Source organism: Halioglobus sp. D3-4 (genome assembly GCF_055809315.1).
Genome location: NZ_CM147907.1, coordinates 527,668 through 549,071 on the forward strand (window position 1 = coordinate 527,668; position 21,404 = coordinate 549,071).

The following is a 21,404-nucleotide window of genomic DNA, read 5'->3' on the forward strand; positions in this document are numbered from 1 at the left end:
GCAAGCAAGCGATGGCTGATGAGGCCCCGCCTACCGGTAAACTCCAAAGGAATCTTTCAATCTCAGTATCAGCATCCTTCTGTTCGTACCGCGCGCATATAAATGTTGTGCCCTGTGTTTTGCCCGCTTGGCCAGCTGTTTGATCCGGTTCTCCCACGCCAGCGATTTCATGAGCTTGCCGGATAAGTCCTGATACTCGCTAGCGGCGGAAAGTTTGTCGGCCAAAGTTTCTATCGCGAGTTTGTCAATTTTTGCGCTGTTGTCACAAAGAATGCCCACAACACGTTCCAGGCTGGTTCTGTCCAGCGGCGAGTTGTGGGTTTGGGTAAAATAATGGCGGTTGCTGAGAATGGACAGTTTGAAATCGAACTGTCTTTCACAGACTTTGTTGAATTGATCGAGCTGGTCACCGAATCTCTGGGAAAGGTATTGATAGACATTCTCGCTGTACATCACTTCGGATTCAACTTCCGGAAATTTGTGTACCAGCTCATCTGACACCGTGTTGGAGAAATTTTCCACCACAAGCCTTTCGTCCGCGAGCCAACTGCCCAGCGTTTGTACAATCGCTATCTCTCCAGCGGAAAGTGTTCGGTTCACCTGCTTCTCGGGGAGGGGGTGGAGTTTTGCGTAATCCAGATTAGCGGCGTCGCAAAATGGCAGGGCGATATTGTCGATCACGGCGTCGTAGTGAATTAGCGTGACGTCAAAAAACGGCGAGAAATTTCGGTAGGTAAGAAAGTGCCTGAATTGCTTTTCATCCAGCACTGCGTTCTCAAAGCTGGTCAGACGATTGGTTCTTTTTACGTGCTGGACGTGCGCCGAGTAGAAAAAATCATACAGGTTCCGAACATAGGCGACTACCTTCACCTGGATCCGGTGGTGGTCGAGAAAATGCCTTAACGTTTGTATGTTTACAGTGCTGAAGCCGCTCAGTATTTCAGAGGAAACAATAGCCTTTTCGCAACCGGAGAAGTACAGGTCGAGGATGGCCTGACCCTTTTTGCTGTCATTGTTCACCTTGCTATAGGTTTGCCTGATAAAGGTATCCAGCAGCTCTCCATTACCTGAGTTGATCCTGAATTTTTTTGCCTCTCTATCCAGCACTGTGAAATGGTAACCCTGGTTTGCAAGACCGCTCTGATTGATCGCGAGCCAGGATTGTAACGCCGAGGAGCCTGTCTTCGGACAACCGATATGCAGAATCAATTCCTTCATTGCGCAGCTTATATCCTGTCGTCACGTTGAACGCACGAGTTGTCGATTGCACTAGCCATATCTGAGTTTCCGGAGAATTGGTGGGCACTGTGTTTGCCGGTGTAGCTGCGGGGGAAATTGTAGAGCATCTGGATACGGGAGTCTTGCTGTGCCTGCTTTCCTCACCCTGGAGTATGAGAACTGGATCAATCCGTCGGCCTGTTTATCGACGGTGTATGGGCTGGCCAGTTGAGAGATTTTCAGTAGGCAATTTTCGAATTCGAACGTGTTGAGGTGATCAAGGGTTCCCAGTGCACTTTGTTGAGTAAGAATGCCAGCTTCGGTGCTAGCAGTATCCTGTTGCGTCGAATGGGCGATGCGTTTGGCCACTGTATCGAGGGCGGCTTCGAGGTTGAGTACGAGAGTGTCGTAGGCTATGCGTCGTGGGCCACCACCATTGGCAACCTTAATCGGCCGCTCACCGTCGCTCTACAGGCGCGGTACAACCTTAAGTTCGCCGCACCGTTGCTACCACTGTTCGCTGGCGATGCGCAGGTGTGCCCGCTGTTGGTGCAGGGAAGTGTCAGTTTTTTTTACATGCTCGGATCGTCACCGATGGTACCTTGTTGAAAAATAAGGCAATATCAGCTTGGCCCGCAAATTGCATTGATTATATAGCGCGCATTTCTGGTTCGGAAACACGTTTCTCGACAGACAATCGCCTCGGCGGTGACTGCGTGATGAATGCGAGTAAGAAGATTGCAATTTTGGCGATATGTGCTTTGCTTAATAAGTGCGTTTCCAGATTGTGATAAATTTTATCTGGGGAGGTCAGGGAGAGGACATGAAATATAAGGCGTTGAAGCTCGTTTCTGCACTGGCTGTAGCCTCGGCGTCATCGCTGGCGCAGGCCGTACCCGTTGCCTTTACCGATGTGGTTGCGCCGGTTAACGTCCCTATCATTGCGGTAAACTCGATCTTTCCCAGCTTCTATTACACGCACAGTATTCTCGACGATGGTTACAATCCTGCCACTGATACGCTGATCAGTGCCGAGATAGTCTTCAAGGTGCGCGATGATATCCGCAATGAGGAACCTTTCCCCTACGACCCCAGTGCTGACCCGATGGTGGCTGTTCTGGACGATGCGGCGCACATCTATTCCTACGAAGTGAATTTTTCCGATATTGTCCAGAATGTCGATCTGGCCATCATCACTGATGGCGTGCTGATCGTTAATCTGCGTATTCCCCAGCCGCGATTACCTGAGTGGAGTTGGGATTTCTATCAGTCGACGCTCAATGTGGTCGCCGACCGAAATACCGATATTCCCCTGCCAGGTACGCTTTTGCTGATCGGTGCTGGACTGGCATCGCTGGGTCTGTCACGTCGGCGGGTACGCGGCTAGAGCAGCCGCGGCGTGAACGGTTGCATCTGGGGAGCGCCCACCACCGAAGCTATCGATTAGAAGTTCAGACGTGATCCGGCACGCGGTAGACGCATGCCGGTCGGGTGCAGGCCGCGCTTCTATTCCTCGGCCACGGACTCGAAGAATTCCAGTATTTCCGGGCCGTATTCAGGCTGCCAATAGTGCGCTTCCAGGCTGCGCGGCGTTTCGTCGTCGACCAGGAAGGTGCCGTGAAGGTTGTAGCCTCGGGATAACAGATTCCCCTTCGCTTTGTCCATGCAACTCAAGTCAACAGCGCCATCCTGTTTGTGGTGCAACAGCATGAATGGTGGGTAGTTCACAGGGTTCTTTGACTCCCACGCCATTTCCCGGGTGCTGCTAGGAAGGGCGCAGGCATCAATGACACTGATGGCTTGCATGGACTCCTTGTCGAGGTAGCCCCCGGGACGAAGTTTGTCTTCTTCGACATCTGTCGCAGGGCAGGTAATCAATGCGCCGTACGGGTCGCCGGCGGCAACGGGGGCAAAGGCCGCGATGCTGTCGTCAAAATGTGTGGAGGCTCTGGTGGTCATAAACCCACCGTTGGAAATGCCTGTCATGAATATTTTCTCGTTGCTTCCCGCTGGTCGTAGGCCGGGAATGGTGGTGCCGAGCACCTGTTCGATATAGGCAATATCCCTGTTCTCTTCGGGCGGGCTAAGGGCATCAAAGCGCTTGCCGCAATCCTGCCCGGTATCGTCCGTAAAGCCGCTGGAGTTCAGCGAGAACACCGCAAAACCGGCATCGATGGCGGCTTCAGTGAGCGCAAGCATATCGTGGGTAAGCGCTCCCTCAACACACCAATCCGAGCTGGCGCCGCCACCACCGTGCATAACGACAATGGCACCTTTGGCCCAGGCTCCGTCAGCTGGTGCCCGCCACAACAGGTTTCGTTGCTCTCCCTGTATATCCAAAGACACTGTCTCCCAGAGACGCTCTCTGCATTCGGCGACAGGATCGGGAGCGGCTTCGGAGAAGATGGATGAGTAGGTGGAATCCGTGTAGTACCAATCTCCCTCTATCAGAGACCACAAGCGCATATAGACCGGTGTGCCGTCTACGGGGATACCGGTGACAACCAGGTTGGTATCAGCGGTGAAGCTGCTGAAAATGTCTGAATCGGAGGGTTTATCCAGAATTGCCGGATCGCTCGCTACGGAGAGCGCGTACTGGGTTGCACCCTCAGCAGGTGCCCACTCGATACGCTGGGCATGTTGCTGTAATTGACTGTCTGGGGCAGGAGACACAATTTCTGCGGGTTCAACCACTGCTGAAGTAAACTGAAAGTCCTGCCAGGTCCAGCGCGTTTTGATTCGCGAATAGAGGCGAATGTGAATCTCAGATCCGTCCTGGGGTAGTCGAGGGAGTGTTACGGAATTCCCGGTGCCGTACCAGGCAAATATGTCGACCCAGGGTGGTTGTGAAATAACTTCATACGAAGAACCTACCGCCAACAGATAGGCATCGGTTCCAACGCCGGCCCACTCGAGAATATCACCGGATTTCAGCGGCTCAGACGGGAGTGGCGCGGTGATTACGGCAGGTCCGTCCTGCACGCCGCTCTCAGTGCTAAAACTGGAATCCTGGCTGCTCCAACCAGAAGCGGTTAAAGTCCAGAGCTTGAGGTAAACCGTTCCGCCGTTCATCGGAACGTTGTAGACGTCCACAGATGTTTTCTTGCGGGCGTCCTGAAAGCTGATATCACCCCATACTCCCGGAGCGACTGCGGCCGCACTGGTACCCACGCCCAGCATATAACCCTGAGCTCCCGGTTCTTCAGTCCAGGAGACCGTGATAGTGGAGCGGGTGACTGTCTCACCTGGCGCTGGCTGGACGATGCCGGCAGTAACTTGCGTCGAGCCGGCGGCAAATAGCAGTGACAGGGCGAGGAGTTTCAAGGAGAGGTCAAATCGCGACCCCGCTAGATATGAAAAGACACGTAAAATACTGTTCATTGTTCCCATCCAGGTGGTCCCGCTGCCATCGCACTTGCGCGCCTTAGGCCGGTGACTTTGCGTCCCTGTCTTTCGACAGGTTTGCCGTTTACAGAATGCTTCGAGGTCAATGTAAGCCATAGGGCTTGTGATATGCAATATAAGAATGGAGAAATAGCATGAAAATTCTATTGGATTATGTGATGGAGTTGGCAATCTCGAGTCAGGCATCGGATAATTCTGCGGCGTCCACCGCTTGACGCAAAACAGGGTGTATGAATAGGGAGGGCGGATTGCCACTACCATCGAGAGGTCTGCTGGAGTTGCCCGAAACAGGTATCCACTTGTGGCGTACCCGGCCGCAGGACTGCGTCGACAGTGATTTACTGGCGCGCTATCAGGATTTGCTGACTGAAGCGGAAAAAGCTAAACAACAGCGCTATAGGTTTGAGAGAGATAGGCACAGCGCACTGGTGACCAGGGCCTTTGTGCGCGATCTGCTCTCTACCTACGCAGATGTGGACCCCGCTGATTGGCGCATGGAGATCGGGCCTAAGGGCAAGCCTGAGCTGCATAATTCACCTGTGCCGTTGCGTTTCAACCTCAGTCACACACCGGGGCTGATCGTGTGCGCGGTTACGCCCCTTTATGACATTGGTTGTGACGTAGAGTCGCTGGGCCGTCGCAGCGATATCCTGTCGATTGCAGACCATTATTTTTCGGCGCAGGAGGTTCAGGAGCTTTTCAGCCTGCCCCAGGAACAGCAGCGCAGCCGCTTTTTCGACTACTGGACCTTGAAAGAATCTTATATCAAAGCCCGCGGTCTCGGGTTGTTCGCCCTGCCTCTAAAGAGTTTTTCTTTTGCAATAGGTCACGCCACTGTGCCGGAGGTCAACAGCAACGTCCGGCTCAGTTTTGCACAGGATATTGATGATGAGCCGGCGCTATGGAGCAGTTGGATTTTTTACCCGAGCCAGGAACATCGAATTGCCCTGTCTGTCCGTACCGGAAGGCGCGAGGGGGGGCAGTGCCTGTCGCCGCAGGATTATTCTATCCGCCATTTTGAAACCATTCCCCTGGCTTTCAAGCGGGAACTTAGCGCATTGGGCCAATAACGCGCGCCTTTTTTGTGCACCCAATCACTTTTGTAGGGACTATTGTGCCAAATCTTTACACATCTGTGGTATTGGTGGTCACTGAAACGTCGATATTAAAGCCAAGGTGCTGTTAATCGGGGGATTCTGCGCTTTTGGACTGAATATTGCTTGAAATATAGTTTCACAATAGCGGGCCTGTCTCAAGGTGCTAAACTCAGGACGATTGAGGTGCATTACCGTAAATCCAGGATATTTAGGAAAATACATTGCATTTAGTATGGCTTTCCAGTGGTATGGGATAGAGCAGGGGTATACGTTTGGGTCTTGTCGTATCAAGTGAAGCCTCCTTTTGTTGGTGTAGCAGCACCGTGTATCTGTTTGAGGATAGGCCGGGTTGGTTAGCTCTCTACTCCCTGTGGCGGGATTGGAATTGCTATATAAATGTCGAGAACTGCTGTATCCAGCAGGTATTGGGGGAATCGCGAGGATGAAGAAGATCTTACTGGTAAGTCCACTATCGGATAACGAGTCACTGTGGGTTACCGGTGAGGAGTCGGTAGAGGTCAAGAACAACTTCCCACCGCTGGGCCTTGCAACACTGGCTGCAATGACGCCAAAAGACCGTTTCGAGGTGCAGCTCTGGGATGAGATCGTACACGGCCCGATTACCGCTGCAACCTTGGAGCAACTCAAGCCGGACCTGGTGGGCGTTACCGGGTACAAACACCATCTCCCCCAGTGTCGCACCGTCGCCAGACTTGCCCGGGATGCAAATATTATTACTGCTATCGGCGGGCCGGGTGTGTCGGGCTCGCCTTACGATTACCGCGCCGAATTCGATATTCTGTTTATCAATGAAGCAGAATTTATTTGGGGCCAGTTTCTGGATGACTGGGATGCGGGTTCCTATCAATCCGAATACCGCCAGATCGACAAGCCCGATCTCGATGAATCACCGTTACCCTGCTGGGACAGCATCGCCGACGATATGTGTAAGTATGCTATGGGCGTTGTCCAGACTACCCGGGGCTGCCCCTTCGACTGCGAGTTTTGCGATGTCATCTACCTGTTCGGCCGTCGCATGCGCCACAAGCCTATCCCGCAGATTATCGAAGAGGTACGCATGCAGGCCTCATTCGGCCTGACTAACATCTTTTTCTGTGACGATGAGTTCAGCGGGGATCGCAAATACGCCAAAGCACTTCTCAAAGAGGTGATCGAGCTCAATAAAGAGTATGACGGAGAGCTGGTATTCTCCACGCAGATGACGATAGCTGTTGCGACAGATCACGAGTTTCTTTCCCTGTTGGCCGAGGCCAATTTCGATCTGGTGTTCATGGGTATTGAGTCGCCCAATGAAGAGGCTTTAAAGGGCGCAAACAAGCGGCAGAATCTGAAGGGCGATCTTATCGAGAACGTGCATATGACGCTCGCGCATGGCATGGGTATACGCGCTGGAATGATTGTCGGCTTTGATGACGACGATAAAGATATTTTTCAGATGCACTACGATTTTATTCAGGAATCGTGTTTGACGAGCATCGCGATCAATATGCTCAAAGCGCCACTGGGCACGCCGATGTGGATTCGTATGATGCGCGAGGGGCGTGTCCTGAATATGGCCAAGAACAAGAATCTCGGCCATGCCAGGACATATACCAATATCCTGCCGAAGAAAATGAGCCGGGTGGAGTTGTTGGAGGGTTATCACTGGCTGCTGAAGAATGTTTATTCCTGGTCCAGCTTTGCCCAGCGAGTAATAGGTTTTGTCGACCTGGTGAAGAATCCCCCAGAGCCCAATGCAGTTACAAAAGCGATAACACAAGACGAAATACTCGCCCGGGTGCCGCAGACCGACGAAGCCAGGCGAGCGATCGCTGACATGATGCAGCACACACTGGCAACCAAGCCCGGCTTGATGCGCAAAGTGAAAATTCTGATTATGCAACATGCCAGTTACTACGTGACGATCTGTGAATTGCTGCCGCAGTTGGAAAATCAGATCAGACTTGAAAAACTCGGAGAAGTCATTCTGGAGAGTGATGATCGTGCGACGCCGCCACCGGTGGAGTTCAGGCCGGCTTTTGACAAGCTGTTTCCGGAGCTCTACAAACGCAGCTACTACAGCCTGAAGGACCTTTCGAATCAGAGTCAGTGCCTTACCGAAGTCTTTCTGGAATTCCTGGTGCGATGGGGAGCAGATTTTGCCGGTCTGGAGAGTTATCACTTCGATATGATGAGTGAGCTGGTGGATCGCTCCTGCGCAAAATTCAACGATATGAACCCTGAGGATTTCGAACCCTGCAATGAACGCAGCGGCGAAGTTCCAAGGTACAAAAAGTTGCGCATTGCTGACGATATCTACAAGAACGTATGGATAGAATTATCCGAACTGCAGCATCAGACGCAACTTCAGAAGGAGGCGGGCAATCTGCAGCATTCACAGCCAACGGCAGCCGCCCAGGTGGTTGAGGTTATCAATCTCTCTTGAGTGATTTGAGGGTGGTTGTCGACACTGTGATCGATGCGCAGATCAGGGATGTTTCGGGGCTATGAAGCCGGCGAAAGTGGCGGGGTAGGGAAGAGATGAGTCTGGAAATTTTCGTAAATTCGTTACCGGGTATTTGTGACGCGGGCCTGCCGGTTGCGGCTTCCAGATCCGGGCACGCCGGATTGCTGGATTTATCTTTTCTCGATCCCGAAAATTCCTCCTCAGCAGCCAGTACCTCCCACGATCCCCTTGTTAATATTGAACGCCTGATCGAGCAGGGCACTGACGACCGGTTCGGTTTCATTCTGCCTCCGCAGGAGAGCGTGTTTGATCAGTTCATTTCAGCGCAGCTTACCGAAATACCTTATATCGTTCTTACGCTGCCATTGCGCGATACTGCCAGCGATGATGACGTTAGTATCGATGCAGATTATATAGCTTTCTGGCGACAAAGGGCGCGCCGGCTCGGCCTGGTTGTCACATCTGCCGAAGAGGCAATCGCCGCTGCCCAACTCGGGTTCGACTTCCTGCTGGCAAAAGGCAGTGATGCCGGTGGATTGGTCGGCCAGCAGACCAGTTATGTATTACTGCAATCCGTGCTCGCAGTCACTGATCTGGATACCTATGCGTGGGGAGGTATAAGCCGCTACACCGCTCTGGCCTGTGTCGTTGCAGGGGCGGCAGGTGTCGTACTCGACTGGCAATTTGCTCTTCTCAGGGAGTCGCCGTTGGAGGGTGCCCTGAAACGTCGTCTGGAGGCATTGGACGGCAGCGAGGCCACCGCGCTAAGACTGTCAATGTTCCAGCAATGGCAGGCGCTGGACCTGCCTGGCATGACCGCAGTGGGTGCATTGTCCCGAACACTGGTATCTGCTGCCGGCGGCGGCGCAGGGCAGGCGTTGCGCGACGAGATCATCCGCCTGTACGCCCATAACAGTCCCAAGCACCGGTTGGTTTCATTGGGCCAGGACGCCGTGTTCGCCCGGGGGTGGGCAGAGGAATTTCCCACTGTGGCGAAGGCGCTTGCTGCGCTTTCTCACTATGTGGATGAGCAGTTACCGCTTACAGCAGAGAATGCGTTTAGTGAGGATAGCCCGCTAGCGCAGTCCCACCGTACCCGATACCCCATTGTCCAGGGTCCGATGACCCGGGTGAGTGATGTGCCCGCGTTCTGTGACGAGGTGGAGCAGGGTGGGGCGTTGCCGTTTCTCGCCGTGGCGTTGCTCAGCGGCAGTACATTGACGTCCATGTTACAGACGACCAGAGAATTGATGGGTGAGCGTTCCTGGGGTGTCGGTTTGTTGGCGTTTAATGAACCTGAATTGTTCCGCGAGCAGATGGCGGCTGTCGATGAGGTCAGGCCGCCTTTCGCAATATTGTCCGGTGGGCGAGCAGACCAGGCATTGGCGATGCAGGAAAGCGGTACGCTGACCTATTTGCACGCGCCCTCGCCCTCGATTTTGACGGATTACCTGCAAAACGGTGTGCGCAATTTTATATTTGAAGGGCGTGAATGCGGCGGACATATCGGGCCGCGTACGAGTTTTGTTTTATGGTCCTCAATGATAGAGACGCTGCTGGGCGCGGGGCTGTCTGACAAGGATTTCGCCGAGCTCAAGCTGCTGTTCGCCGGCGGCATTCACGATGCAGTCAGCACGGCCATGGTATCGGTGCTGGTCGCACCGTTGACGCAGCGCGGTGCACAGGTTGGTGTCCTGATGGGGACAGCGTACATCTTCACCGAAGAAGCCGTTGCCACCGGCGCTGTGGTGCCAAAATTCCAGCAAGTTGCGCAGTCTTCCCGCTACACCGAGATCGCAGACACCGGTGGCGGCCATGCTATCCGAATGGCACCGACACATTACTATGAGACATTTCTGCAGGAGAAGGCGCGCCTGGAAGCGCAGGGTCTGAACGCCCAGCAAGTGCGCAAGTCACTGGATGAAAGTAATATTGGACGGCTGCGGATAGCGTCTAAAGGGGTCTGTCGGCAGGACGCAGAAGCGGGTTCCGCACTGGTTGAGATTGACGAGACCGAGCAGCAGCGCGAAGGTGTCTACATGATCGGCCAGGTCGTGGCACTCAATGATGACTTGTTGTCGATAGAGGCGCTGCACGAGCGAGTGTGCGAGGGCGGCTCCCGATTCCTGCGTGAACGGCAGGCGTCACTGCAACTCGACGCAACGCCGGAAAGTCATGGTGAGGCGCTCACTGGGGAGCCCCTGGATATAGCCATCGTGGGCATAGCGACGTTGTTGCCGGGTGGGGCGAACGACAGGCAGAGCTACTGGGAGAACATTCTCCGCGCGCACGATGCGATAACCGAGATACCTTCCGATCGTTTTGCCTATGAAGACTGGTTTGACGCCGACCGCAATGCGCCCGACAAGATTTACGGCAAGTGGGGCGGGTTCGTCGATGACATACTATTCGATCCACTGAAGTTCGGTATCCCGCCCAATTCCATACCGCAGATCGAACCGATGCAGTTAATTGCGTTGAAGCTGACAGAACAGGTCCTGCAAGATGCCGGCCTGCTCGAAGACAACCCCTATCTGGATAGAACCGGCATTATTCTGGGGATTGGTGGTGGGGCGGCTGAACTGGGTTCCAATTATATTGTGCGCTCCATGCTGCCTGCCTTGCTTGAAAACCCCAGCGAAGAACTGTTACAAAACCTGCCACAATGGACCGAGGACAGCTTTGCCGGCATCCTGCTCAATGTTGTGGCTGGCAGGGTGAGTAATCGCTTTGATTTCGGTGGTATAAACTTTTCTGTCGACGCAGCCTGTGCTTCATCGCTGGCCTCTGTGTATCTGGCGTGTCGGGAACTCAGCGCCGGGACAAGTGATGTTATGGTCGCCGGTGGTTGCGATACCACGCAAAACCCCTTCGGCTATTTGTGCTTTTCCAAGACCGGTGCCCTGTCTCCACGCGGCAGATCCAGCACCTTCGATAGCGATGCCGACGGCATCGTAATCAGTGAGGGTCATGCAGCGGTTGTGCTCAAGCGTTTGGCCGATGCAGAGCGCGATGGTGACAAGATATACGGCGTTATCAAGGCTGCCTCCAGCGGCTCCGATGGCAAGAGCATGGGCTTGACCGCGCCGCGCGTCGAAGGGCAGTTGCGAACACTCAAGCGGGCCTACCAGCAGGCAGGTTACAGCCCTGCCAGTGTTGGACTGTTTGAGGCGCACGGTACCGGCACAGCGGTGGGAGATCGCACAGAAGCACTGGCACTGGGTCAACTGTTGCAGGAATCAGGTGCCCCTGCCCAGAGTATTGCGGTCGGCAGCGTGAAATCGATGATAGGCCACACCAAGTGTGCAGCAGGTATTGCGGGGCTGATAAAGTCGACATTGGCGCTGCATCATAAAGTCCTGCCGCCGACAATGAACGTGGCCCAGCCCAGCGCCGACGCCAATCTGGTAGACGGCCCGCTCTACGTTAACAGTGAATTGCGCCCGTGGATATCGCCGCAACACCCGAGGCGGGCGTCCGTGTCTTCGTTCGGCTTCGGTGGCACCAATTTCCACATCGCTATGGAGGAGTACACGCGCTCGGCGATACCGCAACACGAATTACGCCTGCGCAATGCGATGGCCTCTGAACTCTTTGTGTTCAAGGCACGGTCTGTGGCGCAGCTGCAGCAAAAGCTTGTCAGTTTTGCGGCCGAGCTGTCGACGGCAATTGAGAAGGAGGTTGAGGTATCCATTGCCGAGCTCGCCTACGGCCTGCATCTGGATAATGAACGTGTGCAGTTTTCGTTGTTGGACGAGGACAACCGGTTTGAGAGTGTTGCAATCGTCACGGGCTCGCTGGGGGAACTGCTCGAACAGGTCGGTCTTGCGCAACAATTACTGGATGACAGCAGCACCCCTGTCGACACGTTGCAGGAAGCCCTCGAACAGGCACAGTTAAACAATGTATTCGTCACGAATGCCCCGCTGGTCGATGGTGGCAATGTCTGTTTTCTGTTCCCCGGACAGGGCTCCCAGTACCTCAATATGCAGAGAGACCTGGCGCTGGAGTTCAGTGAGCTGGCGCAAAGCCATCACCGGGCTGACACTGTGTTGGCATCTTCACTGCCCGCGCCCCTGAGCCGCTACATTTTCCCCAGGCCGTTTTTTCACGATGAGGCGCGCCGCGCAGCGTTCGAGACCCTGAAGCAAACGGATATCACCCAGCCCGCGCTGGGCGTCAGCTCTGTGGGAATGCTGCACCTGCTGCAATCTTTCGGTGTTTCGCCTAATGCCGTTGCCGGGCACAGCTACGGCGAGTTTGTCGCACTGTACGCCGCCGGTTGTCTTGACGAGAACAGCTTGTACGAAGTGTCATTCGCCCGCGGCGATGCCATCATGCAGATGACGGCAGAGAATGCCGATGTCGACCTCGGGGGCATGCTGGCGACATCGGCGGATCGGGAGATCCTGACCGAACTGCTTGACGGCATTGATAACTGCTGGATATCCAATCTCAACAGCCCTCGGCAGACAATCTTAAGTGGCACCCGGGAAGGGCTGGCCAAGGCTGCCGAGTTGCTGGAAAAGGCCGATCTTGGTCAGGTTCCCATTCCCGTTGGTTGTGCGTTCCACAGTCCGATTATGACGGGGGCGCGCGAACGTCTCGTGGCAGCATTGGCGCAGGTTGATTTCTCACCGGCCAGTATTCCGGTGATGAGCAATACCACCGGTGAAGCCTATCCGCAGGGTGATACGGGCGAAATAGTGAGTGAATACCGCTCGCTGCTGGAAGCGCAGTTGACGTCACCTGTCCGGTTTCAGGAACAGATCGAAAACCTCTACATCGACGGCTACCGCGTATTTGTCGAGGTCGGGCCCGGTAATGTGCTCTCCAAGTTGGTCACACAGATTGTCGGCGACAGGCCACACGCTGCCATCAGCACCAATGTAGAAGCGATCAACGATGTGACCTATTTCCAGTGCGCGCTGGCGCGAATGATTGTTCAAGGTATGGCGGTGGATTGTGAACGGCTATACAGCGGCCGCGATATTCAGCCGGCCCGATTGGCAGCGCTGAATAAGCAGGCAAAGGTAGAGCCCGCTGCCAGTATGTGGTGGTTGAACGGCAGTTACGCCAGACCCGTGGGCGAGCCGCCACGCAAGCCGCGTCCAAAATTCAAGCTACAGAATGAGCAGGAGATGGCGAAGATAAAGCAGCAGCTGCAGGCACAGCAAACGGCACCCCGCATTGCGCAGCAACAACCTGTTCAGGATATACCGGTATCCGCACCCGCCTTCCAAGCTGGCTCGTCCGATATCAGCGCACCAGCCGCGCCTGGGATGGCAGGGGCTGCAGACGATGTAAGAAGCCAGATGATGTTGGGTTTCCAGCAGAATATGCGCAAGTTTATTGAGACCCAGCAAGCGGTGATGACAGCATATTTGCAATCCAGAGGTGCATCGACTACTGCACCGTCTATTGCAGTGCCCGGTGTCTCGCAACAACCCGGTATCCCCGCTTCATACACTGCGCCTGTAGCGATGGATACAGGAACATCAGTCGCTCCCGGAACGCCACCGGAGAAAACGCCAGTGCACGATACACAAATCGTTCCACCGGCACTCAGCGACACCGTCGTTGCGCCGCCGGTAAGCGCACCAGTGCAACCGGCGCTGGATTTGCAGCAGATATTGATCGACATGATTTCCGAGAAGACCGGCTACCCGCAGGATATTCTCGACCCGGATGCCAATCTCGAGGCCGAACTGGGTATCGATTCGATCAAGCGTGTGGAAGTCGTGGCAGCGTTTCGAAAGATCGTGCTGCCCAATATGGATACGCCCAGTCAGGAGTATATGGAGCAGATGTCTGCGGTGCAAAGCATCAATGACATCCTCAATGTGATCCGCCCCTATGTTGGCTCCGCGGCTGCCTCGACGGTGCCGACCAGTGTGGTGACCGCACCCGATGCCGCTCCAGCTGCAGCGGCACAACCGGCGCTGGATCTGCAGCAGATTCTGGTCGATATGATTTCCGAGAAGACCGGTTACCCGCAGGATATTCTCGACCCGGACGCCAACCTCGAGGCCGAACTGGGTATTGACTCGATCAAGCGTGTGGAAGTCGTGGCAGCATTTCGAAAGATCGTGCTGCCCGATATGGAGACGCCTAGCCAGGACTATATGGAGCAGATGTCCGCGGTCCAGAGCATCAATGACATCCTCAGCGTGATTCGTCCCTACGTCGGCACTGTGGATACAGCGTCAGCGGTGGAGGCAGCCATTATGGTGTCCACTCCCGTTGCCGTTGTTGTAGCACAGCCAGCGCTGGACCTGCAGCAAATCCTGGTGGATATGATTTCCCAGAAGACCGGATACCCACCGGAGGTGCTGGACCCGGATGCCAACCTTGAGGCCGAGCTGGGTATTGACTCGATAAAACGTGTGGAAGTCGTGGCAGCATTTCGAAAGATCGTGCTGCCCGATATGGAGACGCCCAGCCAAGAGTATATGGAGCAGATGTCCGCGGTCCAGAGCATCAATGACATCCTCAACGTGATTCGTCCCTACGTCGGCACAGTGGATACAGCGTCAGCGGCGGAGGCAGCCATTATGGTGTCCACTCCCGTTGCCGATGTTGCAGCACAGCCAGCGCTGGACCTGCAGCAAATCCTGGTGGATATGATTTCCGAGAAGACGGGTTACCCGCCGGAGGTCCTGGATCCGGATGCCAACCTCGAGGCCGAGTTGGGCATCGACTCGATAAAACGTGTAGAGGTTGTCGCAGCGTTTCGCAAAGTTGTATTACCCGATATGGAAACGCCGAGCCAGGACTACATGGAGCAGATGTCTGCGGTGCAGAGCATCAATGATATCCTCAATGTGATCCGGCCCTATGTGAATCAGGGGAGAGACACAGCTGAAGCTTCCCCGACAGCAGCGGATGCAACAGCCGCTCAACTGAAAAAACCCGTATCGATCACACCGGCGATAAAGCGTGCACGTGCCGAAGAAATCTGTCCGCGCTGTGTGGTAAGACCGGTGCCGGCAATAGCCGGGCCAACTTCATCATCGGGGCTGGCTGAGGGCGCACTCCTGCTGATATACCAGCAGGAGGACAAGCAGCAGGCCGCGTTATGCAAAGCCTTGAGTAACGCGGTAGCCGAAAAAAATGTCATAGGTGTTCCTGTTTCTCTGGCCGATCTCGGCGACCGTGCGGCCGCCGAGACACTGGTTCAGGCAACGCGCAGCAAGCACGGCAATATCGTGGGGTTTGTTCACCTGGCGGCGACGGGCGCCTCGACAGACCTGACGGAGGTGGATGCTGCCGCCTTCCATACATTGCTGGATCAGGAAGCGGGTTCGCTGCTGTTTCTCCTGCAGGCGCTGGATGAGGAACTGCGCGCCGCCGATGGCAATACGTTTACCGCATTGTGTGCCACGCTGGGTGGCGGCGAGTTCAGCGCCTTCGATGCAGCGGGTGCTGGCGCTCCGGATGTGACGGAAGAATGCCGTTATCCCTGGCGGGGTGCGCTTGCCGGTTTGATTAAGTGCGCTGCAAAAGAATGGCCGTTTGCGCATTTTTCAGTCGTTGATTTTGATGAAAACCCGACTGCGGAGCAGATGCTGTCCGAGCTTGCGTCCGCCGGAAGCGGGGAGATAGAAATTGGTTACCGCGGCGGCGAGCGGCTGGCGTTGATAGTTGCCGCTGAGACGGTTGAGCCGCTTACGGATTCCGCGATCGAACTGGGCCCCGATGACACGGTACTGGTTACCGGTGGTGCCAGAGGCATAACCGCAGAGGTAGCGAAATCCTTTTCACTGGCCTGTGGGGCCCACATGATACTGGTGGGTCGTTCACCCGTGCCCATGCCTGAATCGGCGGCCACGGCCGCCATAGACAGCCCGATAGAACTGCGTAAACACCTGGTGAACGCAGCGAAAGACTCGGGCGAAATACCCCAGCCCAAATTGCTGGAACAGGCGCTGAAGCAGCTGCTTGCCAACCGGGAAGTCAACAGGACACTGGATGCTATTCGTGCAACGGGCGGCTCAGCGGAATACGTCAGTTGTGACGTTTCCGATTCGGACGCGTTTGCGCAGTTGCTCACAGAGCTACAGTCGAAGGATAAGATTTCAGGTGTTATTCACGGCGCCGGCATCATTGAAGACAAGGTGATCGTCGATAAATCGCCAGAGTCGTTCCGCAGGGTTATCAGTACGAAGGTCGATCCGGTGCTGGGTATGCTGGAACATCTGGATCTGGCGAATCTGAAAGTCTGCCTGCTGTTTTCATCGGTAGCGGGCTATTTTGGCAACCGCGGGCAGGGCGATTACGCCGCTGGCAACGAGATACTGAATCGCATTGCCCGTTGGATGCAGCAGGATTTCAAGCGCAACGGCCTGAACTGTAAAGTCGCGGCATTGAATTGGGGCCCCTGGTGTGGGGCCGGTATGGTAACCGAGGAGGTTGAACGCCAGTTTCGGGCTCGCGGTGTGGGACTGGTCGAGCCTCAGGGGGGCTGTAAGGCCGCCTGGAACGAAGCTCTTAGCGTACCGGGCGCCCCGGTGCGGGTGATACTTGGCCCGGGTAGCTGGTGCGATATTACACCCGGCAGTACCCGAATCGCCACAGATCTGCCGCTGCTGCATGATCAGTCCGTTTTTCGACTGGCAGACGGCTCGATAACCGCGCAGGTTACGTTGGACAGCAGGGCGCAGGCCTATCTGGAAGACCATGTCATCGACGGCAATCCGGTACTGCCGCTCGCGGTTGCGACGGAGTTGATGGCAGAAACGGCTGCGCTGGCAAATCCGCAATGGCAATTCAGTAAGGTTGAGGCCCTGCGCCTGTATGAGGGTGTCGTGATCTCCGCCGACTATCGGGAAGTTATTGTCCGCGCCGAACTGGAGGATGAATCTTCGGAACACTCCCGCTGGCGCCTGGCAATGTTCGATCCGGCGCGCAAGATCCGGCCACTGTATGAGTGCCTGATGACACTGGAACCGGCAGTGCACGATGCGGGTAGTCTGGATGTGGATGTTGTTCCGTGTAAAACGCCGTATCCCAAATCTGCGGAAGATTCCTACAGTGACTGGCTGTTTCACGGTCCTGCGTATCAGTCGATTCGGGCGATAGCGGGGTACGATCACTACGGTATCGACGCGGTTATCAATACTGACAGTAAAGCACTGGTGGCCAGCGGGCGCGACAGGTGGATAGTAAATCCATTGGTGCTCGATACCGTTGCGCAACTTGCGATCCTCTGGTCGCGGGCCACACACAACACCACTCTGCTACCGAATGCGCTTGGCAGCCTGCAGCGGTTTGCTTCTGACTCCAGAGTCGCCGACGCGGACCAGGTGATCATTCTGACGCGGTTTGCTCCCGAGACAGGCGATGAGACCTACAGCGCGAGAGCGTGGGTTGTCGCCGACGGGCAGGTGATTTATGAAATTGACGGCCTTGAAGGTTTCGGCAATGCGGAAATTAACAGGATTGCTTCATGATCGACGCCAGACGAGAAATGACGGCCAACAGGCGATGGCTCATGCAGCCAAAAAGTGAGGGAATATGAGGATTGAATATCATGTCTGAAGCAGAATCCATCGAAAACTATATTCTGCAGCGTTACGACCAACTGTGTAACTGGCAGGAGGTGGGTAGCTACTATGGTGATAGCGATTTTCTCAACTTTGGCTATTGGACCGAAGACACAAGGGATCAAAAGGAAGCCTGTGAGAACCTGATGGCGCAGTTGATGGACTATATCCCGGATACCTCGGGAAATATTCTGGATGTGGCTTGTGGTAAGGGAGAGACCACGGCCTATTTAACGCGCACCTATCCGGTGGAAAACATCACTGCCATCAACATCTCTGAGAATCAACTGTCCTTTGCGAGAAAGAATGCACCGGGCGTGAACTTCCAGATTATGAGCGCCACTGACCTGACATTTGATGACAACCACTTTGACAATATTATCTGTGTGGAAGCGGCATTTCATTTCTGTACCCGCGAGGATTTTTTCAAAGAGGCACTGCGGGTATTGAAGCCGGGTGGTCGTCTGGTGTTGTGCGATGTCCTGATGACGCTCGATGCTGAGCGCAGACGCGAGAGCCGTACAGAGAAAAACTATCTAGAGGATCTGCAGTCCTACCGGGCATTGATGGAAAAGACCGGTTACCAGAATGTCGAGATAGACGATATTACCGAGCAGAGCTGGCGGCAACATTATTGGTACGCGGTGAAGTATTTTCACAGTCAGTTTCTGGCCGGGAAAATTACCGAAGACGTACTAATCGACAGGTTAAGGCCGACGTATTCCCGTGTCCCAGATATGCTTTACTACTTGAAAGGTGCCGGACAAAAACCTGTTTAGACAATCGGGCCGTTTAGGCTTGGGTTGCCTATTTTTTAATTGAGCTTTGGAAAAACCATGAATGATGCAGCTGTAAAAATTGAACAGGTTGTTGAACACTATGACAGGCTGGCCGACTGGTCAGCCGTGAAGGATTACTATGGTGGCAGCGACTACCTCAATTTTGGCTATTTCGAGGAAGATACCAAAACGCAGAAAGAAGCCTGCGAGAACATGATGGCCCAACTCCTGTCCTGCATTGACGACAAGAGCGGGAACATTCTCGATGTGGCCTGCGGCAAAGGCGCTACGACTGCCTATTTGTTGCGCTATTACCCTCCCGAAATGGTTGTGGGTATCAATATCTCCGACCGACAACTCGAGATCGCTCGGCAGAACGCCCCCGGTGTTACTTTTCAAAATATGAGTGCCATGGAGATGAGTTTCGCCGATGAAAGTTTCGACAATATGATCTGCGTCGAGGCGATTTTCCATTTCGTGACCAGAGTGAATTTTCTTAAGTCCGCGTTGAAGTTACTCAAACCCGGCGGCTCGATTGCTTTTTCCGATATGTTGATGACCTGGGATGGGGAAGATCGTCGAGAGCGCCGCACTACTGAAAACTTTGTGCCCGATCTTGAGACTTATCGCAGCGTACTAGAGAGTATTGGCTTCACATCCGTTACCGTTGAAGATATTACCGAGCAGAGCTGGCGTCGCCATTATCGCCACGCGACAGGGTATTTCAATGAACAGTTCCTTGCCGGAAAGATATCCCGGGAAGAGCTGTCACAGCGGTTGCACGAGACATACGGGCGGGTACCCGATTTGAACTATTACCTGAAAGTGTGTTGCACAAAGTAAGTTAGTTGCATTGGAACTTGAAATTCACTGAATTGAAATACAGATAGAGAGGCACTCAAAATGATACGCATACTGTTGGTAGCACCGGTTCCCTTGCGATTTGACCTGACACAGGATCAGTCATTCCTGCAGTTGCCATTCTCGCAGACCAAGGCCTTTATGATGCCGTTGCATATCGCGACGATAGCGGGTCTAACGCCCGAGCGATTCCATGTGGAAATATGGGATGAGGCCGTCAGAGGGCCCGCGAATGAGAAGCCCGATTTCGCCAGCTTTGACATCGTCGGCTGTACTGGCTTTACCGCTCACCTGAGCCGCGCAGCGGAAGTAGCGGCGGCAGCAAGGAAACTCGGCATACTGACGGTGGTCGGTGGCCCGGGTATTTCGAGTGGCCCGCAGAATTACTTCAATGATTTCGATGTGTTGTTTATCGGAGAGGCAGAGCTGACCTGGCCACAGTTCCTGGAAGATTTTGAGAACAAGGATTATCAAAAAACTTACCGTCAAGTGGCCGCACTGGATCTCAGCAAGACAGTGCCTCCAAAGTGGGACACCATCAAGGGCGACGTAGGTAACTATTTGGTTGGTGCCGTTCAGACATCGCGGGGTTGCCCGTTTGATTGTGAGTTCTGCGACGTCAGCTATCTATTCGGTGACCGCTTCCGTTTCAAACCGCATGAAACAGTGTTGGAAGAAGTTGCCAATATGGAGCGTCTCGGCGTCCGCAGGGTTGTTTTCTCGGATGACAATTTCTACGGCAATCCGCGCTATACCCGCGAGTTGCTGGTCAAATTGAAAGCGTTGAACGACTCCTTTGACGAGCCGCTGGCGTTTGCCAGTGAAGCGACCATCAACTTTGCCAAGCACGATAAGACCTTGGAGCTGTTGGCCGATGCTAACTTCGCGGAAATATTCATCGGTATCGAGTCGCCTAATATGGACAGTCTCGTGGAGACCAAGGCGATCAAGAATGTGAACAGCGATCTCGTGGCCGATATTCGCAAAATCCAGTCCTATGGGATTTCCATACGTGGTTCACTGATCGTCGGATTCGATCATGACGACAAGTCGATTTTTGATCAGCAGTTTGAGTTCGTACAGCAGGCACACCTTGCGGTACCGTCGATCCGCGTATTGATGGCGCCACCGGGAACAGCACTGTGGAAGCGCGTCAAGGACGAGGGGCGTTTGTTAAAGGGGGACAGCCACGGTCGCTACTACGGCAATCCAGGGACAACAAATATTCTGCCCAAGCAGATGACTCGGATCGAACTGCACCAGGGCTATCTGGACATGATCGACAAGGTCTATTCCTGGGAGAACTTTTCGTATCGCCTGAAAGCCTTTATCTCCACGGTCAAGCGAAAGCCCGATGTGCCGAAGTTGAAATACCCATGGGCACGTATGGCCCAGTTCGTGTATTTCATGCTGTTCAGCCTAGACAGCAATACCCGCGGCATTGTCTGGGATATCGTTAAACACACTATGCGTTGTGCGCCGTTCATGCTACCGCGGGTGACTCGTATCATCATGCGCCAGTACGGCTATGCCGACCGTCCCAAACTCAAGCTTGCTATTCAGGATCAGATCGATCGTGAATTGTCAGGTGACTTTGTGCCGGAAATCTCGGACGCCACTATGATGATCTCGGATGAGTTCAAAGAAAAGTATGCCGAGCTATTCGTCACACTGCATGCGATCGTCAACGAGAAGATTCTCGATCTCAACGATTTTGAGTTTGTGCTTATCAGTGTGTTTCAGACCCTCTCCACGGAAAAAGGCGGTGAGTTGAATGACATCACCGAGGGAGATCGGGAGAAAGTCGTCGAACTGACACACAAAGCCGTTGAGGAATCCAATAGCCGCTACAGAAAGAAATTTGGCGACGAAGCGAAAGAGAAGGGCGAACTTTCACTTTCACGACGCTTGATGGGCGATCAGATATTGCGGGCGCTGGAGCAGGAATTGTCGATCGATAAACTGCGCGGCGGCAAAGCCGGCGCTGTTCAGGTCGAGGCCGAGCCCGTGAAAATTATGTCTGCTTGATTAG

General features: G+C 54.4%; 10 protein-coding genes and 1 riboswitch. Of the genes, 8 read left to right on the top strand and 2 right to left on the bottom strand.

Annotated elements, in window-relative coordinates:
* Nucleotides 1–30: 30 nt before the first annotated feature.
* Nucleotides 31–1,218 carry a hypothetical protein gene (locus AC0L6S_RS02240; RefSeq protein WP_473426792.1) on the bottom strand — a complete coding sequence of 396 codons (1,188 nt, stop codon included), beginning with the start codon at nucleotides 1,216–1,218 and terminating at the stop codon, nucleotides 31–33.
* A gap of 300 nt (nucleotides 1,219–1,518) precedes the next feature.
* Here AC0L6S_RS02240 and AC0L6S_RS02245 point away from each other — a divergent pair, with 300 nt between their 5' ends.
* Nucleotides 1,519–1,827 carry a hypothetical protein gene (locus tag AC0L6S_RS02245; protein WP_473426793.1) on the top strand — a complete coding sequence of 103 codons (309 nt, stop codon included), beginning with the start codon at nucleotides 1,519–1,521 and terminating at the stop codon, nucleotides 1,825–1,827.
* A 214-nt stretch (nucleotides 1,828–2,041) separates the two neighbouring features.
* The gene (locus AC0L6S_RS02250; RefSeq protein ID WP_473426794.1) at nucleotides 2,042–2,605 is read left to right on the top strand and encodes a PEP-CTERM sorting domain-containing protein; all 564 of its coding nucleotides are present in this window, start codon (nucleotides 2,042–2,044) and stop codon (nucleotides 2,603–2,605) included.
* A gap of 119 nt (nucleotides 2,606–2,724) precedes the next feature.
* On the opposite strand, the gene AC0L6S_RS02255 is transcribed toward AC0L6S_RS02250, so the two are convergent.
* Nucleotides 2,725–4,599: an alpha/beta hydrolase family protein gene (locus AC0L6S_RS02255; protein WP_473426795.1), complete on the bottom strand. Its 1,875-nt coding sequence runs from the start codon at nucleotides 4,597–4,599 to the stop codon at nucleotides 2,725–2,727.
* Between the two features lie 9 nt (nucleotides 4,600–4,608).
* A riboswitch (cyclic di-GMP riboswitch) is annotated at nucleotides 4,609–4,695 on the bottom strand.
* Between the two features lie 176 nt (nucleotides 4,696–4,871).
* On the opposite strand from AC0L6S_RS02255, the gene AC0L6S_RS02260 reads away from it, so the two are divergent.
* The 6 genes from AC0L6S_RS02260 (at nucleotide 4,872) to AC0L6S_RS02285 (ending at nucleotide 21,400) form a co-directional block, all read left to right on the top strand.
* Complete coding sequence (locus tag AC0L6S_RS02260; protein WP_473426796.1) at nucleotides 4,872–5,693, top strand: 4'-phosphopantetheinyl transferase family protein; 822 nt, start codon at nucleotides 4,872–4,874, stop codon at nucleotides 5,691–5,693.
* 469 nt (nucleotides 5,694–6,162) lie between these two features.
* The gene (locus tag AC0L6S_RS02265; RefSeq protein ID WP_473426797.1) at nucleotides 6,163–8,166 is read left to right on the top strand and encodes a B12-binding domain-containing radical SAM protein; all 2,004 of its coding nucleotides are present in this window, start codon (nucleotides 6,163–6,165) and stop codon (nucleotides 8,164–8,166) included.
* Between the two features lie 95 nt (nucleotides 8,167–8,261).
* Entirely contained in the window at nucleotides 8,262–17,639 is a 9,378-nt protein-coding gene (locus AC0L6S_RS02270) for an SDR family NAD(P)-dependent oxidoreductase (protein ID WP_473426798.1), read from the top strand.
* Nucleotides 17,640–17,719: 80 nt separating this feature from the next.
* The gene (locus tag AC0L6S_RS02275; protein ID WP_473426799.1) at nucleotides 17,720–18,511 is read left to right on the top strand and encodes a class I SAM-dependent methyltransferase; all 792 of its coding nucleotides are present in this window, start codon (nucleotides 17,720–17,722) and stop codon (nucleotides 18,509–18,511) included.
* 57 nt (nucleotides 18,512–18,568) lie between these two features.
* Nucleotides 18,569–19,354, top strand: a complete 786-nt coding sequence (locus tag AC0L6S_RS02280) for a class I SAM-dependent methyltransferase (protein ID WP_473426800.1) — start codon at nucleotides 18,569–18,571, stop codon at nucleotides 19,352–19,354.
* A gap of 60 nt (nucleotides 19,355–19,414) precedes the next feature.
* On the top strand, nucleotides 19,415–21,400 hold the full coding sequence (locus AC0L6S_RS02285) for a B12-binding domain-containing radical SAM protein (protein WP_473426801.1): 1,986 nt from the start codon (nucleotides 19,415–19,417) through the stop codon (nucleotides 21,398–21,400).
* Nucleotides 21,401–21,404 lie beyond the last annotated feature (4 nt).